Genomic DNA, 21,378 nt, shown 5'->3' on the forward strand with positions numbered 1-21,378 from the left:
TTTCATGAAAAAATTGATTAAATTCCTAAATATTAATTATATAATCTAGTTGTAATATTTAATAATTAATATTTTAGGAGGGTTACTAATGACAACGTTTTTATTATCAATCGTACTTTTAATCGCAGGATATTTTGTATATGGTAAATTTGTTGAAAAAACTTTTGGTGCAGACGACAGTATTAAAACTCCTGCAATAAGACTTGAAGATGGTGTCGACTTTGTTCCAATGCCTGGCTGGAAAATATTTCTAATACAATTCTTAAATATAGCTGGACTAGGACCTATATTTGGTGCTGTTGCCGGTGCTTTATGGGGACCTGTAGCATTTTTATGGATTGTATTTGGATCTATTTTTGCAGGCGGAGTTCACGATTATTTTTCAGGAATGCTTTCAGTTAGACATGATGGTACAAGCGTATCTGAAATAGTTGGTCATTACCTTGGTAATGGATTTAAACAATTTATGAGAGTCTTCTCTGTAGTACTCTTGGTTCTAGTTGGTGTTGTATTCGTATCAGGCCCAGCTGTAATATTGGCTGACCTATTCAATACTAAAAATGTTACAATGTTTGTCTATGTTATATTTGCATACTATTTACTTGCTACTCTTGTTCCAATCGATAAATTAATAGGAAAAATTTATCCTATATTTGGATTTGCCTTATTTGTAATGGCTGCAGGTGTTGCAGGTGCTATGGTAATAAATGGAGCTCCTATCCCTAATCTTACTTTAGCAAACCTTCATCCTGAGCCATCTAAATACCCTACCTACCCACTAATATTTATAACTATAGCATGTGGTGCTATCTCCGGTTTCCACGCTACTCAATCACCACTAATGGCTAGATGCTGTACGAGCGAATCTCAAGGAAGAAAAATATTCTACGGTTCTATGATAGCAGAAGGTATAGTTGCTCTTATTTGGGCAGCGGCAGCTATGAGTTTCTTTGGTGGCATAAACGAATTATCTGCAGCATTAGCAGCACATGACAATAACGCTGCTTGGATAGTTAATACAGTATGTAATACTTGGCTTGGAAAAGTAGGTGGTGCCCTTGCTATATTAGGTGTTGTTGCTTGCCCTATAACTTCTGGTGATACAGCATTTAGAAGTGCGAGACTTAACATAGCAGATATGTTTAACTACAAACAAGGACCTATGAAAAATAGATTTGTAATAACTATTCCACTATTTGTTGTTGGTTATATCTTAACTCAAGTTCCTTTTGATATAATTTGGAGATATTTTGGATGGGCTAATCAAACTCTTGCAACAATATTACTATGGGCTTCAGCAATGTTCTTAGCTATGTATAAGAAAAACTTCTGGATAGCTGCAATACCAGCGGCTTTCATGACTTCAGTATGTGTTTCTTATATATTAATGGATAAAATCGGATTTGGATTGTCACCAACAGTTTCAAATATTGCTGCTGCTATAGCTTTTGTAGCTTCACTAGTATTATTCTTGTATGTTGCTAAGAAAAAGTCTAATAACAATAATGCTGAACGTAATGCTAATAAAGCAGCTTAGATATTAGAATTATTATCAATAATTTGTATAAAACCTATAAGATAAAAAAACTGCAATCAAATTACTTTGCCTGCAGTTTTTTATTTTATATAACGACTATTCATTATAACACCAGATGGAAGATAGTCTCAAAGTTTACTTCTTACAAAAGATTGCAATCTATTTGCATATTCTGCCTTCAATAGCAGACCTACAAGCTACCTTTGGAGATGCTAAGTATATTTTTGCTCCTTCAGCTCCCATTCTTCCCTCTGTATTTCTAGCTGTAGTAGTGACTATAGTATCATCTTTTCCTAGCACACCCATATGTGCTCCTGAGCACGCTCCACAACTAGGGTTTACTATAATTCCTCCGCCATTTCTTATAATTTCGCTATATCCTAGTTTATCCATATCATTAGCAACTTTTCTTGAAGCAGGACAAACTATTAGTGTAACATTCTTATGAACATTATTCCCATCTAATATCATCGCAATATCCTTCATATCATCTATTCTTCCATTTGTACATCCACCTATAAAAACCTGAGAAATCGTAATATTATCGATTTCTTTTACAGACTTGACGTTCTCTGGTGATCCTGGTAATGCAACTAATTCTTCTACTTCATCAGAGTTTAAGATAAATTTACTGTGAATTCCATTCTCCTCTTGCTCATAAGAACTAAAGTACACAGTTTTAACACCAACCTCTCCCATCATATTAGAAATTGTCATTTTTTGACTCTTTGTTAAACTATTAAGAGATTCTCCTGTGAATATAACTCCCTTACCTTTTAATTTCTTACTTCCTAACTTACCTATTATGAATAATGCAATATCTTTTCCACCAATTTTTATTTTTCCATTTTCATCACGTTTAAAATCACCCACAAAATCAACATTTACTATATCAGGTATAATAAAAGAATATTTTCCCGTTGCTAAAACCTTGATCATTTCCTCTGGAGTAATTGAAAAAGGTAGTGCTCCTAAAGCTGCTGATGTACAAATATGTCCATCAACACCTACTACAACCTTATCCTTAATTTCTTCTCCAAATCTTTCTGCAACTACTTGATGAAGTACGCCTTCCCCTTGAGAATATAGGTTTACTTCGTTATCGTTGCAGAATTTTTTTATTGTTAAAAATTTTTCTCTTGCATCAGCACTTGGAGATGGAAAAAAATGATCTATTGTTACATTTAATTTATTTCCATAGCTTAACTTACTAAGTCCCTCTAATTTATTTGCTTCCTTAATTATTTTAGGCATAGAACCATCGTGAGCTAATGCTAAATCTACGCCTACGGCTATTTCTTTACCACACTCAATATTATCCAAACTAGTTAATTGAGATAGTAGTTTGTATATGTCATTCATTCTCTATTCTCCTTTCCTTATGAAGTTTAAAGGGGTGATAGTCTCACCCCATAAATAAACTTTAAATAACCCCAACTGCCCAAAGAAGCCACGTAGCTACAAATGATACAAGTCCTCCGACTAATGTACATCCACCATAAGAAACAAGAGCATTTTTTAGATTCATTTTAGATAATGAAGTAACTACCCAGAAGTAACTACTGTTTACATATTTAATAATTACTGAACCAGATGCACCGGCAAGCATAGCAGCTTCTGGAGATAACCCTAATTGTCCAAGCATCGGAGCTACTAAGGAACCTGCTGTGATACAACCTACAGTTGTTGATCCAGTTATCATATTTCCGATAACGCCAATTATAAATGGTAGTAATATTGGAGACATACCTGTTGAAGCAACCCAACCTGTAATTGCTCCTACTGCAGGAGTTCCTTTTAAAATCTCACTTAAAGATCCACCTAATCCAGTTACAACTAAGATCATTGCTGATGTTCTTAAGCCTTCTTCTACCCATTTATTCTTAGCTTCTTCCTTATGCTTTTTGTCCGTAATATTCATATATGATAAAAGCACACCTACAGCTATAGCAACTACTGGCCAACCTAGGAAAGAAAAGATTGGTTGTAAAAAACTGTCTTTTGGTGCTGCCATTGCAACAACACTTTGTGCTGCAATTAAGGCTACCGGAACCACAATAGGTGCATAAGATCTTAATGCTGATGGTGGTTTAACTCCTGTTTCCACTGATGTCTTAACACCTGCTTCTAATGTTGCTGAAACCTCATCGTCTAAGAATGTATTACCTAAAAACTCTTTTGAAGGAGGTGATACTATTCTTGGTCCAACAACAAATTGTCCCCAAGCCCAAGATGCAATTGATCCAGCAAAACACACAACACTACCCCAAATAATTACCTTACCTACATCTGCATGAACTAATGCTGCTGCAGCTAAAGGTCCTGGAGTCGGAGGCACAATTGCGTGAGTTAACTGAAGTGCGCCAACCAAACCTGTAGCCATAGTTGCCATTGAAACATCCATTACTGCTGCTGCAGAGTGTACTAATGGATTCAAGATAACATATGCTATATCTGAGAAAACTGCTATACCAAGAACGAAACCTGATAGTGTCAAGGCTAGAGGCATTCTTTTCTTACCTACTGCTTTAACCATTGTTCTAGTTATAGTTTGTATTGCACCGGTATACTTTAGCGCTTCTGCCATTATAGAACCTAATACTATAACTACAGCAATACTTTGTAGTGTCTTACCAAAACCTGTTTCAAAAGCACTAATAAACTTAGCCATATTTACCCCTGGTAGAAGTGCAAAGGCTACTATTGGTAACAACATGGCAAAGAAAACATGCCATTTAAATTTAGCAATAAAAAGCATTAAGAAAATGATTATTGCTAAAAATCCTAAAAGTGTTAACGTAACATTATTAAGAATCATTATTAATCCCCCTTAAAATATTATCTTTTTCGCCCTATATTTAATTATCTAAGAAAAGTTTCAGCCACTGCTTTTGCAGCTGTTCCAAGCTCCACCTTATAACCTAATTCAAATAATGCCATTTCTATAGCTCCCATAACTGCATAAATATCTAACTCATGAACAGATCCGAGATGTCCTATTCTAAAAATCTTTCCTTGTAGACTTTGAAGGCCTCCACCTATAACTACACTATATTTTTCAAGTAGCATATTAGCTAGATCCTTATACTTAATTCCTTCTGGCATAGTGATAGCTGTTACTGTGTCAGAAGCATATTCTTCCTCTGAAAATAAAGTTAATCCCATAGCTTTTACAGAATTACGTACAGCAGCAGCCATTTTATTATGCCTACTCCAAACGTTTTCAACGCCTTCTTCTTCAATAATATCTAATGCCTCTTTTAATCCAAATAGTAATGTTGTAGCTGGTGTATATGGGAATTGCTTTCCATTCATTTTGTCTTTTACTGATTTATAATCCCAATACCATTTTGGTAATTTTGATTCTTCTACTAACTTCCAAGCTCTTTCACTTACAGCTACTATACTCATTCCTGGAGGTAACATTAGACCTTTTTGTGAAGCAGTTACTGCTACATCTATTCCCCATTCATCTGTTTCAAATGGTACACAAGCAAATGAACTAACCGCATCAACAATTAAAACTGCTGGATGTCCACTTTGTTTCATCATTTTACCTACACTTCCGATATCGTTTATAATTCCAGAAGTTGTTTCATTTTGAGGTAAACATACAGCTTTTATTTTTTTATCAGTATCATTTTTCAGAATTTCTTCAATTTCAAAAGCTCTAACGGCCTGTCCCCATTCTTTTTGAATTTTGATTACATCTACGCCATAGTTAGTTGCAATTCCTGCCACTCTTTCACTAAATACCCCCTGACATACTGTAACGATTGTATCTCCCGGTGAAAGAAGGTTGACTATAGCAGATTCTAAGGCTCCGCTTCCAGAACTTGGGAACATCAGAATATCATTATTTGTTCTAAATAATTTTTTTAAACCATCAACGCAATCTGTAACTAACTGTTCAAACTCAGGCCCTCTGTGATTAATTAATGGTTTTGAAAGACTCCTTAATATACGATCAGGTATATTAGTTGGTCCTGGAATTTGCAAAAATTGTCTTCTCTCCATATCATTCTCTCCTTTATAAATTAGCTAGAATTTCTTCAACTACTTGAACAACCAGTTGAAGATGATGTTCTTCAATGCCATAATGTGTAACCATTCTAAAAGATGTTTTAGAAATTCTTTTAGCCTTAATTCCTTTTTCCATAAGCTTATCTAAGAAACTATCAATTGTAATTGGTAGTTCTTCCACAGATCCTGTAATGATATTAGTATGTATTCTTGTTATATCCACTCTCAACCCTGGAATCTTTGATAAACTTTTCCCTAAAATTTGAGCGTGTTTATGATCAACTTCAAGTTGTGGCATCATACTATTCAATGCTACAATTCCTGGTGCTGCCAAAAATCCTGCTTGTCTATAGCCTCCACCAATTCTTTGTTTCATCCATCTTGCTTTTTCGATAACGTCTTTATTACCAGCTAGAATAGCTCCAAATGGTGCGCTAAGACCTTTTGTTAATGCAAACATTACAGTATCTGCACCTTTTACAAGTTCCCTTGCAGGAGTATTAGAAGCCACCGCTGCATTAAAAATTCTTGCACCATCAAGGTGAACTTTTACGTTGTTCTTTTTTGCTAGCTCACAAACCGCATTGATGTTTTCTAATGGAACAACAAAGCCCGCATTAAGATTATTTGTATTTTCAATGCAAATTAAAGATGTCTTTGCTCTTTGTATTCCTTTTTCTTGGATTAATTCCTCCATTTTATTGATATCATAAATACCATTAGGAACTTGAATAGGCCTTGTTTGTACTTGAGATAGTGCTGCGAGAGCTCCAACTTCTAAATTATAAATGTGAGATGTATCTCCTATAATTACTTCTTCTCCACGGTTGGTTAATGTCATAACTGCAATTTGATTTCCCATAGTTCCAGAAGTAACAAATAGTGCGTCTTCTTTTCCTAATATATCTGCTGACATTTCTTCTAACTCTCTTACCGTTGGATCTTCTCCCATGATATCATCTCCAACCACAGCCTTGTACATAGCCTCTCTCATTTGTTCTGTAGGTTGTGTCACCGTGTCAGAACGTAAATCAATAAATTCTGTCATTTTATCACCATCCTCTTTCAACTACTAATTCCAAAAGATAACGTTATCATTAAGATACTACAAGTAATTAATTTTTTCACAATATTATATAAAGCAAAAGCCGTGCCAAAACGTGACCCAGCTTTTTTCAAGGAGTTTATTTCTATGTTGCAAATATTGGAACCTTTTTGTTTATTTTTCGAAACACTTTTGTTTCATCGTGAAACATCTAAATTATACTTTTTCATCTTTCTCCACAGTGTAGTTCTAGACATCCCTAATTCTTTTGCTGCAAGGTTAATAATCCCCTTATTTTCTTTTAAGACCCATTGAATAATTTCTTCTTCTGAATTCTTCAAGTTTTGAAATTTGTGAGCTTCCTGCTGATTATTTATGTAATTCGTATTAATTATCCTTTGAGCATTATTTAAATTCGTATTAGTTTCATTTTCTATATTATCTACTGTAAGCAATTTATCCTTTATATCATCTAACTCAATATACGTCTTTTTTGAAATAACCATTAATCTCTCAACAAAATTCCTAAGCTCCCTAACATTACCAGGCCAGTCATAAGTTTTTACATATGCAATAGAATCTGAGCTTAAAGTAATTTTGGATTTATACAATCTTGGACCATAATAATCTATGAAGCTATTTATGAAACATGGTATATCTTCCTTTTTTTCTCTCAATGGAAGTAATTCTATTTTCAATATATTAAGTCTGTAATATAAATCTTCCCTAAACCCTTTTTCTTTAACAAGATTATAAAGATTCTTATTTGTAGCTGCAATAACTCTTACATCAATTGGAATAATTTTATTATCACCAATTCTCATAACTTGCTTTTCTTGTAATACCCTTAATAGTCTTCCTTGCAATAAAGGGTTCATTTCTGATATTTCATCTAAAAAAATAGTACCTCCATGAGCCAATTCAAATAGTCCACGTTTTCCTTTCCTATCCGCACCAGTAAATGCACCTGGAGCATATCCAAATAATTCAGATTCCAGTAGATTTTCTGGAAGTGCCGCACAGTTAACTGCCACAAAAGGCCCATTAGCCTTATTACTATGGTTGTGAATACTCTGAGCCATAACTTCTTTGCCAGTTCCAGTTTCTCCCTCAATTAAAACTGTTGAATTTACTTTTGCATATTCCTTTGCAATTCTTATGATTTCCTCTGATTTTTTGCTACATCCAATAATCTCACTGAATGTATATTTAGCATAATGTCCAGATGAAGTAATTTCTCTTCTTATCTTTTCCTCCATTTGTTGAATCTTGTCTACATCTTGTAACATTGCCACAGCATCAACAATTTCGCTATTAATTTTTATAGGTATTTTAGAAATCATTAATTTTTTGTCTTGTATTTTTTTTATAACTTCCGTTTCTTCAATACCACTATGCAATGTATCTAAAAGTTCAATCTGTGGAAGAACATTATTTATGTGTCTTCCTATAACTTCTGCACGTTTAACAGTTAACAATTTTTCAGCTGCATGATTAAATATATTTATAAAACCTTCATTGTCTATAGATATAATGCCATCATTAGAATTTTCTACTATAGTTCTAAATCTTTCACCTCTTTTATTTTCCTCGCGAGTAGCAACGGCTATTCTTCTTGCTTCTTGTATGGCACTAATAATAGCTTCTTTCCCAGTTTTTATAACTATAGGTTGTACACCGTGTTTTGGTCCATAGCGAGCAATAATTCCTCCGCCTACTACAACCTTAATGCCGTTTTGTGAAATTTCCAGCATTTTTTCATCTACTTCTTTTTCATTTGTTACTTGATATATTTGTAGTCTTCTTTCTGCAATTTCCACGAAGCTTTCACTTGCTGGAAGCATATTATTAAAGGCTATTATAGCAATGTTTCTATCTATTTTTTCAGCCTCCTTAAAAGCATTAAATATATCTATCGGTGTAACTGGAATAGGTACTGTAGGTATTTTTATTCCACTACTCTTTAACAAAAGCTGAGTACCGCCTCTTGCAATGATAACATCATAGCCTTCCGCTTGATATTCCTTTGCTAAGGTAAGACCTTTTCCCATAGAACCTTCTATAATATGTATTTCTTCCCTAAATCCTTCTGCTGCTAATTTAGCTACTTTAACCAGATCCTTTGGTATTATTATTGCAATCTTTATCATGAACTTCCCCCTAATTATATTGTAACTAAATTATATATTCTAACTTGTTTCCATATATCCTCCATTTGTCAAAGTAAAACATATTTCAAAAACCTTGCTTAATATTTATAAATATTTTTATAAAATAAGAATATAATAATCTTATTGATTACATGAACTAATGGTATAGGGAGGAAAATTTATGGACTTTGAACAAAGCATAAAAGATAATAGGCTAACTTCATCGGAAATATCTCAGCTTTGGATTACTTATATTAGTAATTCTATGAGTAAATGCGTGCTTTCATATTTTGCTAAAACAGCAGAAGATTCAGATGTTCTTTCTGTTGTAAAATATGGACTAGAACTATCCAATAATCATATATCAGATGTTGAGGATATACTTAACAAATCAAGCTTTCCAATTCCTAAGGGCTTTACAGAAAGAGATGTAAACCTAAACGCAAAAAAGTTATTTTCAGATATTTTCATGTTACGTTATATGAAATATTTAATAGAACTTGGATTAATTAATTATGGCATGTCACTAACTTTTTGTCCCAAAATGAATGTTCGTGAGTTTTTTACCTCTGCTATAGATACTACAGCAAAACTTTCTAACATGCTTGATGACACCTTGCTAGAAAAAGGTTTATATGTACATTCTCCATATATTCCTGTACCAGATGAAGTAGATTTTATTCACAGGAAAAACTTTTTAAGAGGCTTCTTGCCAGACAAAAGACCATTAAATTCTTCAGAAATAGCAAACATTTTTCATGATATTAAAGTAGTATCTCTAGCAAGAGCTTTAAAGCTTGCTTTTAGTCAAGTTTCAAAATCTGAAGAGGTTAGAAATTTCTTAGCAAAAGGATTAAGATTATCTAAAGATCATATAGAAACACTTAGCCCTCTCTTAAGAGAAAGTGATTTACCAATACCTATGACTTTAGAATCAGAAATATTTGATTCTATAGAAGCCCCTTTTTCCGATAAACTTATAACCTTCCATATAGCTTCGCTAATGGGATATAAAACTGTAATATATGGTATCTCTATGGCAAGCAGCATGAGATCTGATATCTACGCAACTTATGCTAATCTTGCTGTAGAGGTTGGTGCATATGCAAAAGACGGTATGGACATAATGATAAAAAATGGATGGCTTGAAAAAAATCCTGAAGCTCCTGACAGGAAGGAACTTGCAAGGCTCTAAAATTTATATACATCTATTAAGTCTCAAAATAATACGTAAAGCTAACGCTTATCTATAACTTTATGTTTATTATAGATAAGCTTTAACTTTATCTAATAAAATTTAAAATAATACTAATACTAATAACGTTCCTTTAAAATAAGTTCAAGGAGGGCTACTAATGAAAAGTAAACTGTTAGTTTTAACTTTATCTCTATTATCAATTTTTTCAGCTGGATGTACAAAACAGCAACAATCACGGATACAACAAGATAAACAACAACTGCAACAGAGAGCGCAGTATGGAAAACAACAAGTTACTGGTGGAGTAGAATCTTCAATTTCTAAAGCTGGAGATATCGAAAGGGTAAAAATTGCTGCTGACAATGCTAATATAAGAACTGGCTGTTCTGCTGATACTCCTACGATTCAGTCAGCAAATAAGGATGCCGCATTTGATGTAGTAGGTCAAGTTCCTGACTGGTTTGCAGTAAAAACCTCTGATGGTAAAACTGGTTTTGTTCCAAAATCCCAAGCTAAGCCAGTAGTAGTTGATGATAAAAGACCAACCACAACTCCTGAAGCAGCTGGAACAACTCCACAGGCACAAACAGCACCAAAAACACCAACTGCTCAAACTAATTCTAGTTCACTATCAGCTACAGAGCAGCAAATGGTAAAACTAGTAAATGATGCTCGTGCTCAAAATAACTTAAAGCCTTTACAGGTAGATATACAATTAAGCAATGTTGCTAGAATTAAATCACAGGATATGATAGATAATAATTACTTTAGTCATAACTCTCCAAAATACGGAAGTCCATTTGATATGCTGAAATCCTTTGGAATTAAGTATATTCAAGCTGGAGAAAATATCGCAGGTAATCAAAATGTTCAAAATGCTTTTAATTCCCTAATGAATTCTCCTGGTCACAGAAAGAATATGTTAAGTCCAGACTTTACTCATATAGGCATTGGAATTAAAAGTGGCGGGCCTTATGGTAATATGTTCACTCAGCAATTTATATCTAAATAAGAATCGAAATAGAAAGAGAGCCTATCTCAAAATGCATACACATGTATTTCGAGAAGTCTCTCTTTCTTTAATATGTCTTAAATTATAAACTTATTTCACAAAACGTTTTACTTCACACCGTTTCCATAAATATGTCTCATTTCAACGGTTTCTCCAGGGCCCACTTTTATAAATTCATCATCCCATGGTCCTGTTAAAAGTTTCTTAATATAGTCAAGAGTTCCTGTAATAACTTCATGTTTTAATTTTAAGCCATTTGCTATCTTCTGAGTTTTCTCCAAATAATCTTCTAATTTATAAGCACCAGTTTTTATAACTCCTAGCCTCTTATAATGTTGAAGCATTGTCTTGTATATTCTATCAGCTCTAACTTTCCCATAACGGTTTACAGCATCTTGGTATTCTGACCATATATTCCTTTCTCCATCTAACCAACCTTTTGTAAGAAAATAAGTTCCCATCTCGTTTGATATCTTACTACGTTTTTCACTAGAACCTAAAATTAATGTAATACAGTCATCCACTCGTGGAATCATCATGCTAAAACTGGGAGGAGTAAGCCCTATTATAGAGTTTCCACAGCAACCAAAGGCTAAAATAACTCTATCAACACCAGAAATTTGATTTAATTCCTCTTGAATACGCTTTTTTAACAAATCAGGATACAGATGAAGTCCTGATTCTATCCATTGCACAGGATAGCTACATCCTGTTTCACGCATTGCCATATTTAATTCATCAGAAATAGTACGGCAAGCTACTATCAGAGTTTTCATTTAGTAACCTCCTTTTTTAATTTAGACCTCCACATTTTTAATAGCATTTCTCGATTGAAAAGTTGTTAAAAGCAATATTATTCCTGCAGCTAAAATTCCTACCCCAGATAGTAAAAATGTAAACCTACCAGATTCATTGCCGAAAACTTTTCCTACAAATGTAAAAGCAATCGGTGATAAAAATTGACCTAAGCTCATCCCTACAGTCGCTATGGCGATTGCATATGTGGTGGAGGTTTTCGGAGCAACAACTGATACCTTAGTTAATATAATTGGCATGGTAGTTCCAAATCCTATACCAATCATAAGAGATACTATCAAAATTAAACTAAACTGTAGTGAATAGCTTAATATTAAGAACCCAATACCTGTCAAACTAACACTAAATACAATTGCAAACTCCTTAAGTACTTTGCAAAACCTTCCAAATATTATTCCTGCTACTAACCCTCCTACAGTCATCATGGTAAGTGTTATTCCTGCTGATGCAGAGTTCCCTAATCCTTCACTAGTTATTACTATTGCTATATTTGTAAAGAAGGAGAAAACAAACAACGAATATACTAATGCCAGAAAAGATAATCCATATACAGAGAAATTTAAGGATGAATTTTCTGCTTCAATATTTTTTATATTCTCTGGATCTGAAAGTTTGAAAAATACTAACAAAAATATCCCTACACCAATTAAATATACATAAAAAGTGTACTTCCAGCTTATTACACTTAAAAATCCAGCAATAAGCGTTGTAATGACTGCCCCTGAATTTACCACAGCACTCTGAAGGCCCATCATAATGACTCTCTCTTCACCATTATAAAAGTCTGCAATTAATCCTGATGACAAGGTTATTATAAACCCCATACCAGCGCCGAATATAGATCTGAAAATCAAAATTACACTTAGATCATTTGAAAAACTAGGCCCTATACCTCCGATTAAGTATAGTACAAGACCAAATAAAAGAAGCTTTTTTTTACTTACTAAACCAGATAACTTGCCACATAATAAGGTAAAAGGGATAATTAAAAGTGATGGTAATGAAACTATATACTTAATAGTGTTAGAACTTGAGTCTGAAAAAACTTTACTTATATCTGCTAGTGCAGGTGACACAGCTGTTACAGTGAGAGATAATAAGGATATAGACAAAACCGTTGCCTTTAAAACCATTTTATTCATAATTTCTCACTCCGTTATTTATTCATCTTACTAAGATTTTAACAAGCAAAGTAAAAACCAAATGAAATTCATATCTATTATAATTTATCCGTCCCACTACTAAACGATTTAAACCTCTGCTGTATTTGGACTGATAGCTTATCGAAAGTATGTGGATCTAGCAAAAATTGAAGAAAACTTAGGATAAGTGGCCAATTCAACATGTTCTACGCTACTAGCAATATCTGCAGCACGTTTGCACTTATTAGTAGAAAGAACTGCCATCTTAGCCCCTGTTCCTGCTGCATTTCCAATTGTTTTTATTTTATTTCTTAATTCCTTAGGGATGATACCAATGGTGCATGCACTCTGAGGATCAAGGTAGTTACCAAAAGCACCTGCAAGTAATACTTCTTTTATGTCACTTGTTTCAATACCATACTTGTTAATTAAAATTTTTATTCCTGCAGACATCGCTCCTTTTGCAAGCTGAAGCTCCCTAATATCCTTTTGGGTTACTAAAATTGGTCTACTATGATCAGTTTCAGACTCATCTGCTAGTAAAAATGCTTCTACCCCTTCATACTGTACAATATTACTTTTTAACTTCTTCGCTAAAGTGTTTGTTGTGTTTTCAGGTGACAAAAATCGTCCTCTCTCATCAATTATCCCCGTATTAATTAATCCTGCTACTATATCCAGAAGTCCAGACCCGCAAATTCCTCGAGGTCTTCCTCCTCCAATCACGGTGTATTCAAGCGTTTCACCAAAGGTAACATGATCAATCGCACCAAAAGCCCCTCTCATACCGCTGCTTACCTCTACACCTTCAAAAGCAGGTCCCGCAGCAGAGGAGCAGGCTAGCAACCTATCCTTGCAACCTAATACAATTTCACCATTTGTGCCTATATCAATCATAAGTTTGATATTTTCACACCTATCCATTTCCGCAGCTAAAATTGCTGCAGTTGTGTCAGCTCCTACAAACCCTGCAATATTAGGCAGGATTAATACCTTGCCAATTTCATTAATTTTGATACCAAAGTTTGATGCACTTAACATTACAGGCTCACTTATTGTCGCTGTATAAGGTGCTTGTGAAATATAACGAGGATTTAACCCTAGAAAAAGATGGTGCATACAGGTGTTACCTGCAATAGTAATCATGTAAATATCATTAATCTTTATTCTCGACTTATTAGCAACTTCTTCAATAAGATTGTTTATAGCATTAGTAACTAAAACATGAAGAAGTTCTAAGTTTTCCTCTTTTTGCTTTGCATAGTTTATCCTAGTGATAACATCAGCCCCGTATTTTGTCTGTGGGTTAAGCATAGAAACAACAGCCAATTCTTTTCCTGTGTTAAGGTCAATAAGATAACCTACTATAGTAGTAGTCCCTATATCAAAAGCCATACCAATCAGCGTTTTGCTCGTATCTTTCTCTTCAACCCCCAAAATTTCCTTGCCATATGTGACAGCAGTGACCTTATGGTCACTTTTTCTTAACCTTTCCGATAGTCCTCTTAAAACATTAAACTGTGTATCATAAGCTGTGATATTCTCATATTGTCCCTCAAACAAACTTATTACAAATCGTTTCCAATCAGATTTATGATTTTCAAGAGATGGTATTTCAACCTCTACGTATTTTTTAAAAATATGTGGTTCTATGTCAAATGAACTTTCTTCTGATACAGATAAAATTTTATGCTTAGCTGAACTTACATTAAGAAGTTCTATTATAATATCGCCATACACTTCTGTAAAACAAGCTAAATGGATTCCTTCAGTTCTTTCTTTTTCGCTGAGAAATTCTAGCTCATCATCATAAGATCTAAAGTCTCCATTTAAAATCCGAACCTTGCACTTGCCACAATTCTTTACTCCACCACAAGGAAAGTCAAAGTTAACTCCAGACAATCTCATTGCTTTTGTTATAGAAGTTCCCTCTTCAACTTCTATTTCCTCTCCTGTTGGCAGAAAAACTATTTTATACTTATCCAGGACACTTACCCCCTTCCCCATTAAACTTCTCCTCCAAATGCCCATAAGTAAAATCTGTTTATTTGCTTATCCCCTGTAGTTTAATATAATCTCCTCTAAAATAAGTTATTCCCAGTCCCATAGGCTTATCCTTAATATCATAAAACTTTTGTTCTACAACAAATAAAGCAAGTTCATCATTCATATTTAGTAACTCTTTTGTTTTTTCCTCTGGAACTTTTGCATACATAATTAGTTCTTTTTTCAAAGCATAAATAGGTGTACTCTTAGATATCATTTCAGGAAATGTAGCTTGTTCAATTTCGTTTTCCACTATAGGTATTCCTTTTTGATACATAAGATATTTGATATCGTAGGCCATAGCTTCTCCGTCAGTATAGAATAATCTACGAATTATTATAACTTTTTTATTCTTACTAATCTGTAGACTACTAGCTAGTTTATCATCTGGTACATTTACATCTACAGATAATAGCTTTGTACTATCTACATTGTTTATTAAATTGTTCATTTCATCATAAAAAATAGTGTATTTATTACATTGAGGTTTTTTTACAAAGTATCCTTTACCTGGAATTGAATATATATACTCTTCGCTTGCCAAAATAGCAAGTCCCTTTCTTACTGTCATTCTACTAGTATTATACTCGTTACATAAAGCTGTTTCAGATGGCAGGTCATCCCCTGGTTTTAGTTCCCCGTTATTAATTTTATCTCTTATATCCTCTACTATTTCAACATATACTGGATTCTTCATCGCTAGGTGCTCCCTGTCCATTTATGCTATTCATCCAATCCAAACACACTCTGACCCCAACGGAGGCATCATTTGCAAAACCATCTGCTCCAATATACTTACATGTATCTACATTAACGTGACTAGCTCCAATAATAACCTTCACCTTATTTCTTATCCCTAAATGAACGAACAAGTCTACTACAGCCTTCATTTCTTCTATAGTATTAGTAAGTGGACCACTTAATCCCACAATATTCGGTTTCTTTTCCAATACTTCTTTCATGAATAATTCTTTTGGAACGTCTACGCCTAAATCGAATACTTCAAATCCATTTGCCTCTAACATATTTTTAAAAATATCCTTTCCTATATCATGAATGTCGCCCTTTACCGTTCCTAAAATTACTTTTGCAACCTTTTTATTACGATTCTTCTGAAAATGCTCTTCCATTTTTTCTAATGTTAATACTTCCTTAAATATAAGTCCCGCTAAAATTAAATCTGCAATGAAATAGTCCTTTTGTTCATAGAGTTTTCCTACTCTTTCCATGCCATCGTTAATTAGTTCTAACAAAGAAAATGGTTCCATTCCCATCTCTAATGCCTGCTTAGATAATTCTAAAACATTTTCTTCATCTAATTGTTCTACATATTTAGGTATTAACTCCTTAAGCTTAACTAACTTATTCATCTCTTCCTCCGTTTAACCTAGTTATGAAAACAAAGCTGCAATTTTCATTTTTTATAAAATTGCAGCTCTGATTTTAATTGTGTATCATATCTAACTTGATTTTACATTAATAAATTCATAATAAATTGAAACATCATTTCTTCATATTGCTGCATCTTAGGAGCCATTGCCTTCTCAAGCTTCTCATCAATTTCTGGATGTTCAGCTTTATACTCTTCCCATGTCTTATAGTAATTTGTATCCATTCTAAAACCTCCCTCTAATATTTACTGTTCTCAGCTACATACTCTAGTACAGCTTGTATATTTTCAACATTAATACTATCCTCAGTTATTATGGACTTGTCAAACCCAAACATATATTTACCACCTGGTGCAAGTATCTCTATTAGCTCTTTTGCTTTATCTATGCATTCCTGTTTGGTTCCAGTTTTTAATATTGAAATTGGATAGAATCCAGTAAGAACATGTTTTTTGCCTAGTTTTTCTTTCATCAGCTTTGGATCTCCATATTCGAACCACATTCTTGTATTTTCAGGAAGTTCATACAAGTAATCTACATAACGTGTCCAATCATGTTCTACAAATAGGCAGCATGGCTGACCAGCAGCTGCTAAATCATCAACTAATTTTTTAAAGGATGGCCAATATAATTTTTCAAAATCCTTATTTCTAATATAAGGTGCCATGTGAAGTGGTATAAATGTAGCTCCATACTTTGTTGGTGTATGAGCTGGCATTCCAGTTTTCAGCATAATAGGAGTAACTGCTTCAGCAGCCGCTGCTACCTTATCTGGACATCTTCTTATGTCTCCAGTAATGCCTTTGAATCCTCTTAACTGATCTGCTACAAAGTCAAATGGTGCTTCAGTAAATCCATCAAAACCACCTATAGGAGAATATCCGTGTTTATTAATTAATTTTCCATACAATGCTTGCCCATTTGAAAATTCATCGCAAAAAGCTTTAAATGCTTTCGCAAGTATCAAGGATTTTTGTATTGGATTTGTATTCAATTCTGAATAAATTCTAGGAATTATTTTCTCTAAAATACAATTATATGGTGATTTAATAAATTCGTCATACTCCTCAACCTCTAAACCATTAATCTCTGGGTGCTGTAGAAATCCACTTGAACTCATTACAAAGTTTTTAGCACCTAATATTTTATAATATGATGGAAATCTAAACGCCATTACTGGAAGTACATCAGAAATAAAATCTTGACATGTCTTTTCATATATTTCCTCTAGCATTGAGGTATTCCACTGCGCCTCTGCTAAATCCTTTTTAGCATGTTGTATACAGAATTCAATTGGAAAGTTCACATTAATCGGTACTCTCTTTGGAATTTTTCCATCATATACATCAGTAAATAACTGTTTTCTCTCTTGCTGTAAAGCCATCACATCACTCATATTAACTCACCCATCCTTGACAAATTTTTACGCCTTCTGCTGCATTAGTTGTAAATGCATCTGCTCTAACGTGCTCACAAGCCTCTTTTGTTACAGGATTTCCACCAATAATTATTTTCACATTATCTCTTACTCCTGCAGTCTTTAATTCTTCTATTATATTCTTCATTGAATCAATAGCAAGCGTAAGTACTCCACTCATACCAACGATTTGTGGATTAACCTCTTTTATTTTCTCAATGAATGAAGCTGCTGATTGGTCTATACCGATATCATATACATCAAAGCCTGCAGCTTCTGACATGCTCTTAAATATATTTTTGCCTATGTCATGTAAATCTCCTTGAACTGTTCCAAGTACTATGGTTCCTACCTTAGCTGAGCTTCCTGATCCTATAACAGGTTTAAGAACATCAATAGCACTTTTTAGTAATTCTCCAGCAAAAATTAAATCTCCTACAAAATATTCTCCTTTGTCAAATAAATCTCCTACGAGAGCCATGCCTTGCTGACAAGCATTCACTACTTTTTGTGCTTCTTCTTCAGAAGGGCTTGTCTCTACAAATTCATTCAACATCTCTAATACTGCATCCTCATCAAGATCCCCAACAGCTTGTGTTAATACTTTCAAATCCATCATTTTTCATAATCCCCCTTAATATATAATACGTGTAATTTTTTCTTTCAATTAAAGCAAGAGCTATACAAAAATCTCCCTAACAGGAGAACCCTTACCTAATTATTATTAGCCACCTATTATTTGAACTTTTCTATCTAAGCACCTGAAACTTCCTTTAATGGTCCGATTTTATTCTTTCTATATGCATTAGAATATTTTCTACAGTGCCTATCTTTTCCGAGTAGTGCCTCTGTTGCAAGAAGTGCCGCCATCAAATCTCTGTTACATGGGTCCATAATTGCCGAATCCATACCTGCATAAGCAGCAAGCGTTAAGAAGTTTTGATTTACAACTTTTCTTAGTGGCATACCAAAAGAAATATTACTTAAACCTGAAGTTACCTTTATTGTAGGATACATATCTTTTATTGTTTTTAGTGTTTCTGTAAAATTAATCAAAGATGAGTTATCTGCTGAAAGTGCCATTACAAGTGGATCTATGTGGATTCGATCAGGTGTTATATCATATTTTTCCGCTTTCTCTACTAGAATTTTTGTAATATCTATTCTTGTTTGAACATCACTAGGAATTCCCTTACTATCACAAGTTAATGCGATTACTTGCCATTCTGTACCTTTAATTAGCGGATAAATAACCTCACACTTGTCCCCTTCTTCAGATACAGAATTGATTATTCCAGTCTTTTTTGCATATTTCATAGCAGCTTCAATAATTTTTGGGTTTGGACTATCTATGCAAAGAGGCTTGTTTGTCACATCTTGTACAATATCCATTAACCATTTCAATGTTTCTACCTCAAGCTCTGGTGCAGTGCTTGCACATACATCTATATAATCTGCTCCACAGTCTGTTTGCTTAATTGCAAGGTTTCTAATGAATTCTTCATCCTTACCTTCTATTGCTTTTTTTACACTAGGAATAGTTCCATTGATCTTTTCCCCAATAATAATCAATTAAAATCCCCCTCTAACTTTAAACATGCAAATTACCTGTATATACAAGTATTGTAATCAATTTCTATAAATTAATTATATACCTTATTTTTCCATTTTGTCAATATAATAATAAGTTAATTTAGAATATTTAAAATATTTAAAATATTTAATATTTTTCCTTGTAAGGGCATATAATAAGTATTTGAAAACATTAAATTAGTGGTCTAACTCGCCAAGTGCTCATATTACTTATATTATGATCGAACTATGATATTTTGACATAAAAAAGAACCCTAATTACTTAATGAAATTAGAGTTCTTTTTTATGACGAAATTTTATTGTACTTTTGTACCTTATTCTAACACACCTATTATATTTACATTTCCAAATAGCTTTACCTTTTCAAGTATTTCTCTACTCAATAACACTATAGCACAAGTTGCAGTTCCTGCGGATTTGGTAATATCTATACCTATTTTTTCTTCTAGTACTAAATTTAAATCATAGCATTTAGATATTGCTTGAGCTTCATATAGTATTCCTTTTGATCCGACTGGAATAATTTCATATACCCCCTCTAAGGCTAATAATTCCTTAATAGTTGTATAACTTATAATATCCTTATCGAAGTCTAAATTTATTTCGTCTCCAACCTTTGGTATGCCAATACATACTAATATAGAACCTTTTTCTGCCTTTTTTATTCTTAAGTCTTTTTTATCTATAATGCCAATAACGGTAACTCCTAATGCAGTCGAAGATGTAGGAAAATTTTCTTCAGTGCTTCCAGTAAGGATGACATCTTCAATATTTGCTTCTTTTAATTCCTCTTTTATTCCTCTTAGAATTTCACTCCCTGTATTCTCCATTTCATTGCAAACTGCATCAACTATTGTCACAATTTCTGCACCAGAACACATTACTTCAAGAATCCCTACCCTAGCAGTTAGCTTTCCTACATAATAGGGTGGCACTTTAAATACATCATTTTCTTTTAAACCAATTCCCCCGCAACTATCACAGGCTATTACCATTGTTTTATTTTCGCTTAAACTTATTAATGTCAAATCTCTATATTTTTGTTTCTCCATGAATTATGCTCCCTGTCTTATAACTAGTCTTCTTATAAGAATCTTATATACAAAAACTCCAAATATTACATTAATAGCAGCAACACCGGTAAGTGCTGGTAACATAGCTATAATCCCCGTTTTACCTATAACCGGCATAAGCAATGGAGATACCATTAATAGTGATATTGGCCCATTTAATAAAACCGCAGTTACGATTGCAAAAACCGAACCTAAACTTTTACCTGAAAATTTATTATGTACAAAACCAAATGCTGCCATAGTTAATGCCATATCCACCATTACTATAAGATGAACTGGTAAACTTAAAGGAAATCCAGATAGTAATGCAGTTAAAAAGTGTCCTGCCGCTCCTATTAAAGCCCCATACAATGGTCCAAGCATAAGAGTTCCTATAAATCCTGGCATAGAATCAAATGCAATTGACCCCATAATTTTAATATTCGCCCCTATAAAGCTTAAAGCTATAAACAAGGCAGTTAGCGTTAATTTCTTAGTTTTCATTGTTTGTCCTCCTTTAACAACGCTTTGTTTTTAAGCTTTAAAGTCCTTTAAAGCCTAGCGTATTTATAAGGCTCTAACCTAGAAACTTACCTTATACACCGTATTTACATTGTAATATAAACAGATTTCTAAGCATAACATAACTTTTGAGGTTGGAACCCTATGGTTATAATTGTATTATAATTTTATATTATAGATTTTTCAATTGAAAATCTATATTTAATTGCCATACAAGAAAGTTTGTCATTTTTTTCACTAATAATTATTTAGTATTATGGAAATAATGTATCTTAAAGAAAAAACATCAGTAATTTTTATGTTTATTTATTTTGAATAAATATAATTCATAATTACTATATTTTCGGATAATAGCAACTGAATTATCAATGTCTAAACTTCATTAAATGTTGAAAAAAGTAAAATGATTTTTTGTGATATTCTAAAATTTATT

Annotated in this window: 19 protein-coding genes; 3 read left to right on the forward strand and 16 right to left on the reverse strand. The window is 33.3% G+C overall.

Annotation, left to right across the window (positions count from 1 at the left end):
- Positions 1-88: 88 nt before the first annotated feature.
- The gene (locus tag AC0N0V_RS14265) at positions 89-1,537 is read left to right on the forward strand and encodes a carbon starvation CstA family protein (RefSeq protein ID WP_474458692.1); all 1,449 of its coding nucleotides are present in this window, start codon (positions 89-91) and stop codon (positions 1,535-1,537) included.
- A 159-nt stretch (positions 1,538-1,696) separates the two neighbouring features.
- Here AC0N0V_RS14265 and AC0N0V_RS14270 read toward each other — a convergent pair whose 3' ends face one another.
- The 5 genes from AC0N0V_RS14270 to AC0N0V_RS14290 all read right to left on the reverse strand — a co-directional run bounded on the left by AC0N0V_RS14270 (position 1,697) and on the right by AC0N0V_RS14290 (position 8,755).
- Positions 1,697-2,899, reverse strand: coding sequence for an aconitase family protein (locus AC0N0V_RS14270; protein WP_474458694.1), 1,203 nt, complete (start codon positions 2,897-2,899; stop codon positions 1,697-1,699).
- 61 nt (positions 2,900-2,960) lie between these two features.
- Positions 2,961-4,355, reverse strand: coding sequence for a GntP family permease (locus tag AC0N0V_RS14275; protein ID WP_474458695.1), 1,395 nt, complete (start codon positions 4,353-4,355; stop codon positions 2,961-2,963).
- A 44-nt stretch (positions 4,356-4,399) separates the two neighbouring features.
- A complete protein-coding gene (locus AC0N0V_RS14280; RefSeq protein ID WP_474458697.1) occupies positions 4,400-5,554 on the reverse strand; it encodes a pyridoxal-phosphate-dependent aminotransferase family protein in 1,155 nt (384 codons plus the stop codon).
- A 13-nt stretch (positions 5,555-5,567) separates the two neighbouring features.
- Positions 5,568-6,608 carry a threonine aldolase family protein gene (locus AC0N0V_RS14285; protein WP_474458698.1) on the reverse strand — a complete coding sequence of 347 codons (1,041 nt, stop codon included), beginning with the start codon at positions 6,606-6,608 and terminating at the stop codon, positions 5,568-5,570.
- Positions 6,609-6,802: 194 nt separating this feature from the next.
- The gene (locus tag AC0N0V_RS14290; protein ID WP_474458700.1) at positions 6,803-8,755 is read right to left on the reverse strand and encodes a sigma 54-interacting transcriptional regulator; all 1,953 of its coding nucleotides are present in this window, start codon (positions 8,753-8,755) and stop codon (positions 6,803-6,805) included.
- A gap of 181 nt (positions 8,756-8,936) precedes the next feature.
- Here AC0N0V_RS14290 and AC0N0V_RS14295 point away from each other — a divergent pair, with 181 nt between their 5' ends.
- Both AC0N0V_RS14295 and AC0N0V_RS14300 read left to right on the forward strand, forming a co-directional pair.
- Positions 8,937-9,950 (forward strand): DUF3231 family protein, encoded by a 1,014-nt coding sequence (locus AC0N0V_RS14295; protein WP_474458702.1) that lies wholly within the window; start codon positions 8,937-8,939, stop codon positions 9,948-9,950.
- A 160-nt stretch (positions 9,951-10,110) separates the two neighbouring features.
- Positions 10,111-10,965 carry a CAP domain-containing protein gene (locus tag AC0N0V_RS14300; protein WP_474458704.1) on the forward strand — a complete coding sequence of 285 codons (855 nt, stop codon included), beginning with the start codon at positions 10,111-10,113 and terminating at the stop codon, positions 10,963-10,965.
- A 107-nt stretch (positions 10,966-11,072) separates the two neighbouring features.
- Here the strand turns inward: AC0N0V_RS14300 and AC0N0V_RS14305 are convergent, their stop codons facing one another.
- From AC0N0V_RS14305 to AC0N0V_RS14355, 11 genes are all read right to left on the reverse strand, one after another.
- A complete protein-coding gene (locus AC0N0V_RS14305; RefSeq protein ID WP_474458705.1) occupies positions 11,073-11,741 on the reverse strand; it encodes a DUF1638 domain-containing protein in 669 nt (222 codons plus the stop codon).
- A gap of 21 nt (positions 11,742-11,762) precedes the next feature.
- Entirely contained in the window at positions 11,763-12,923 is a 1,161-nt protein-coding gene (locus AC0N0V_RS14310) for an MFS transporter (protein WP_474458706.1), read from the reverse strand.
- 138 nt (positions 12,924-13,061) lie between these two features.
- Positions 13,062-14,930 carry an ASKHA domain-containing protein gene (locus AC0N0V_RS14315; RefSeq protein WP_474458707.1) on the reverse strand — a complete coding sequence of 623 codons (1,869 nt, stop codon included), beginning with the start codon at positions 14,928-14,930 and terminating at the stop codon, positions 13,062-13,064.
- A 37-nt stretch (positions 14,931-14,967) separates the two neighbouring features.
- A complete protein-coding gene (locus AC0N0V_RS14320) occupies positions 14,968-15,666 on the reverse strand; it encodes a GntR family transcriptional regulator (RefSeq protein WP_474458708.1) in 699 nt (232 codons plus the stop codon).
- The gene (locus AC0N0V_RS14325; protein WP_474458709.1) at positions 15,644-16,339 is read right to left on the reverse strand and encodes a cobalamin B12-binding domain-containing protein; all 696 of its coding nucleotides are present in this window, start codon (positions 16,337-16,339) and stop codon (positions 15,644-15,646) included. The genes AC0N0V_RS14320 and AC0N0V_RS14325 overlap by 23 nt, the downstream gene beginning before the upstream one ends.
- A 101-nt stretch (positions 16,340-16,440) precedes the next feature.
- The gene (locus AC0N0V_RS14330) at positions 16,441-16,584 is read right to left on the reverse strand and encodes a hypothetical protein (protein WP_474458710.1); all 144 of its coding nucleotides are present in this window, start codon (positions 16,582-16,584) and stop codon (positions 16,441-16,443) included.
- A gap of 14 nt (positions 16,585-16,598) precedes the next feature.
- On the reverse strand, positions 16,599-17,756 hold the full coding sequence (locus AC0N0V_RS14335; protein WP_474458711.1) for a uroporphyrinogen decarboxylase: 1,158 nt from the start codon (positions 17,754-17,756) through the stop codon (positions 16,599-16,601).
- 1 nt (position 17,757) lies between these two features.
- Complete coding sequence (locus tag AC0N0V_RS14340; RefSeq protein WP_474458713.1) at positions 17,758-18,396, reverse strand: cobalamin B12-binding domain-containing protein; 639 nt, start codon at positions 18,394-18,396, stop codon at positions 17,758-17,760.
- Positions 18,397-18,530: 134 nt separating this feature from the next.
- On the reverse strand, positions 18,531-19,349 hold the full coding sequence (locus tag AC0N0V_RS14345) for a methyltetrahydrofolate cobalamin methyltransferase (protein ID WP_474458714.1): 819 nt from the start codon (positions 19,347-19,349) through the stop codon (positions 18,531-18,533).
- A gap of 336 nt (positions 19,350-19,685) precedes the next feature.
- Positions 19,686-20,423 carry an AIR synthase related protein gene (locus tag AC0N0V_RS14350; RefSeq protein WP_474458715.1) on the reverse strand — a complete coding sequence of 246 codons (738 nt, stop codon included), beginning with the start codon at positions 20,421-20,423 and terminating at the stop codon, positions 19,686-19,688.
- A gap of 3 nt (positions 20,424-20,426) precedes the next feature.
- Positions 20,427-20,927: an ECF transporter S component gene (locus tag AC0N0V_RS14355; protein WP_474458716.1), complete on the reverse strand. Its 501-nt coding sequence runs from the start codon at positions 20,925-20,927 to the stop codon at positions 20,427-20,429.
- Positions 20,928-21,378 lie beyond the last annotated feature (451 nt).

It is taken from the genome of Clostridium sp. CS1-1 (assembly GCF_056135525.1).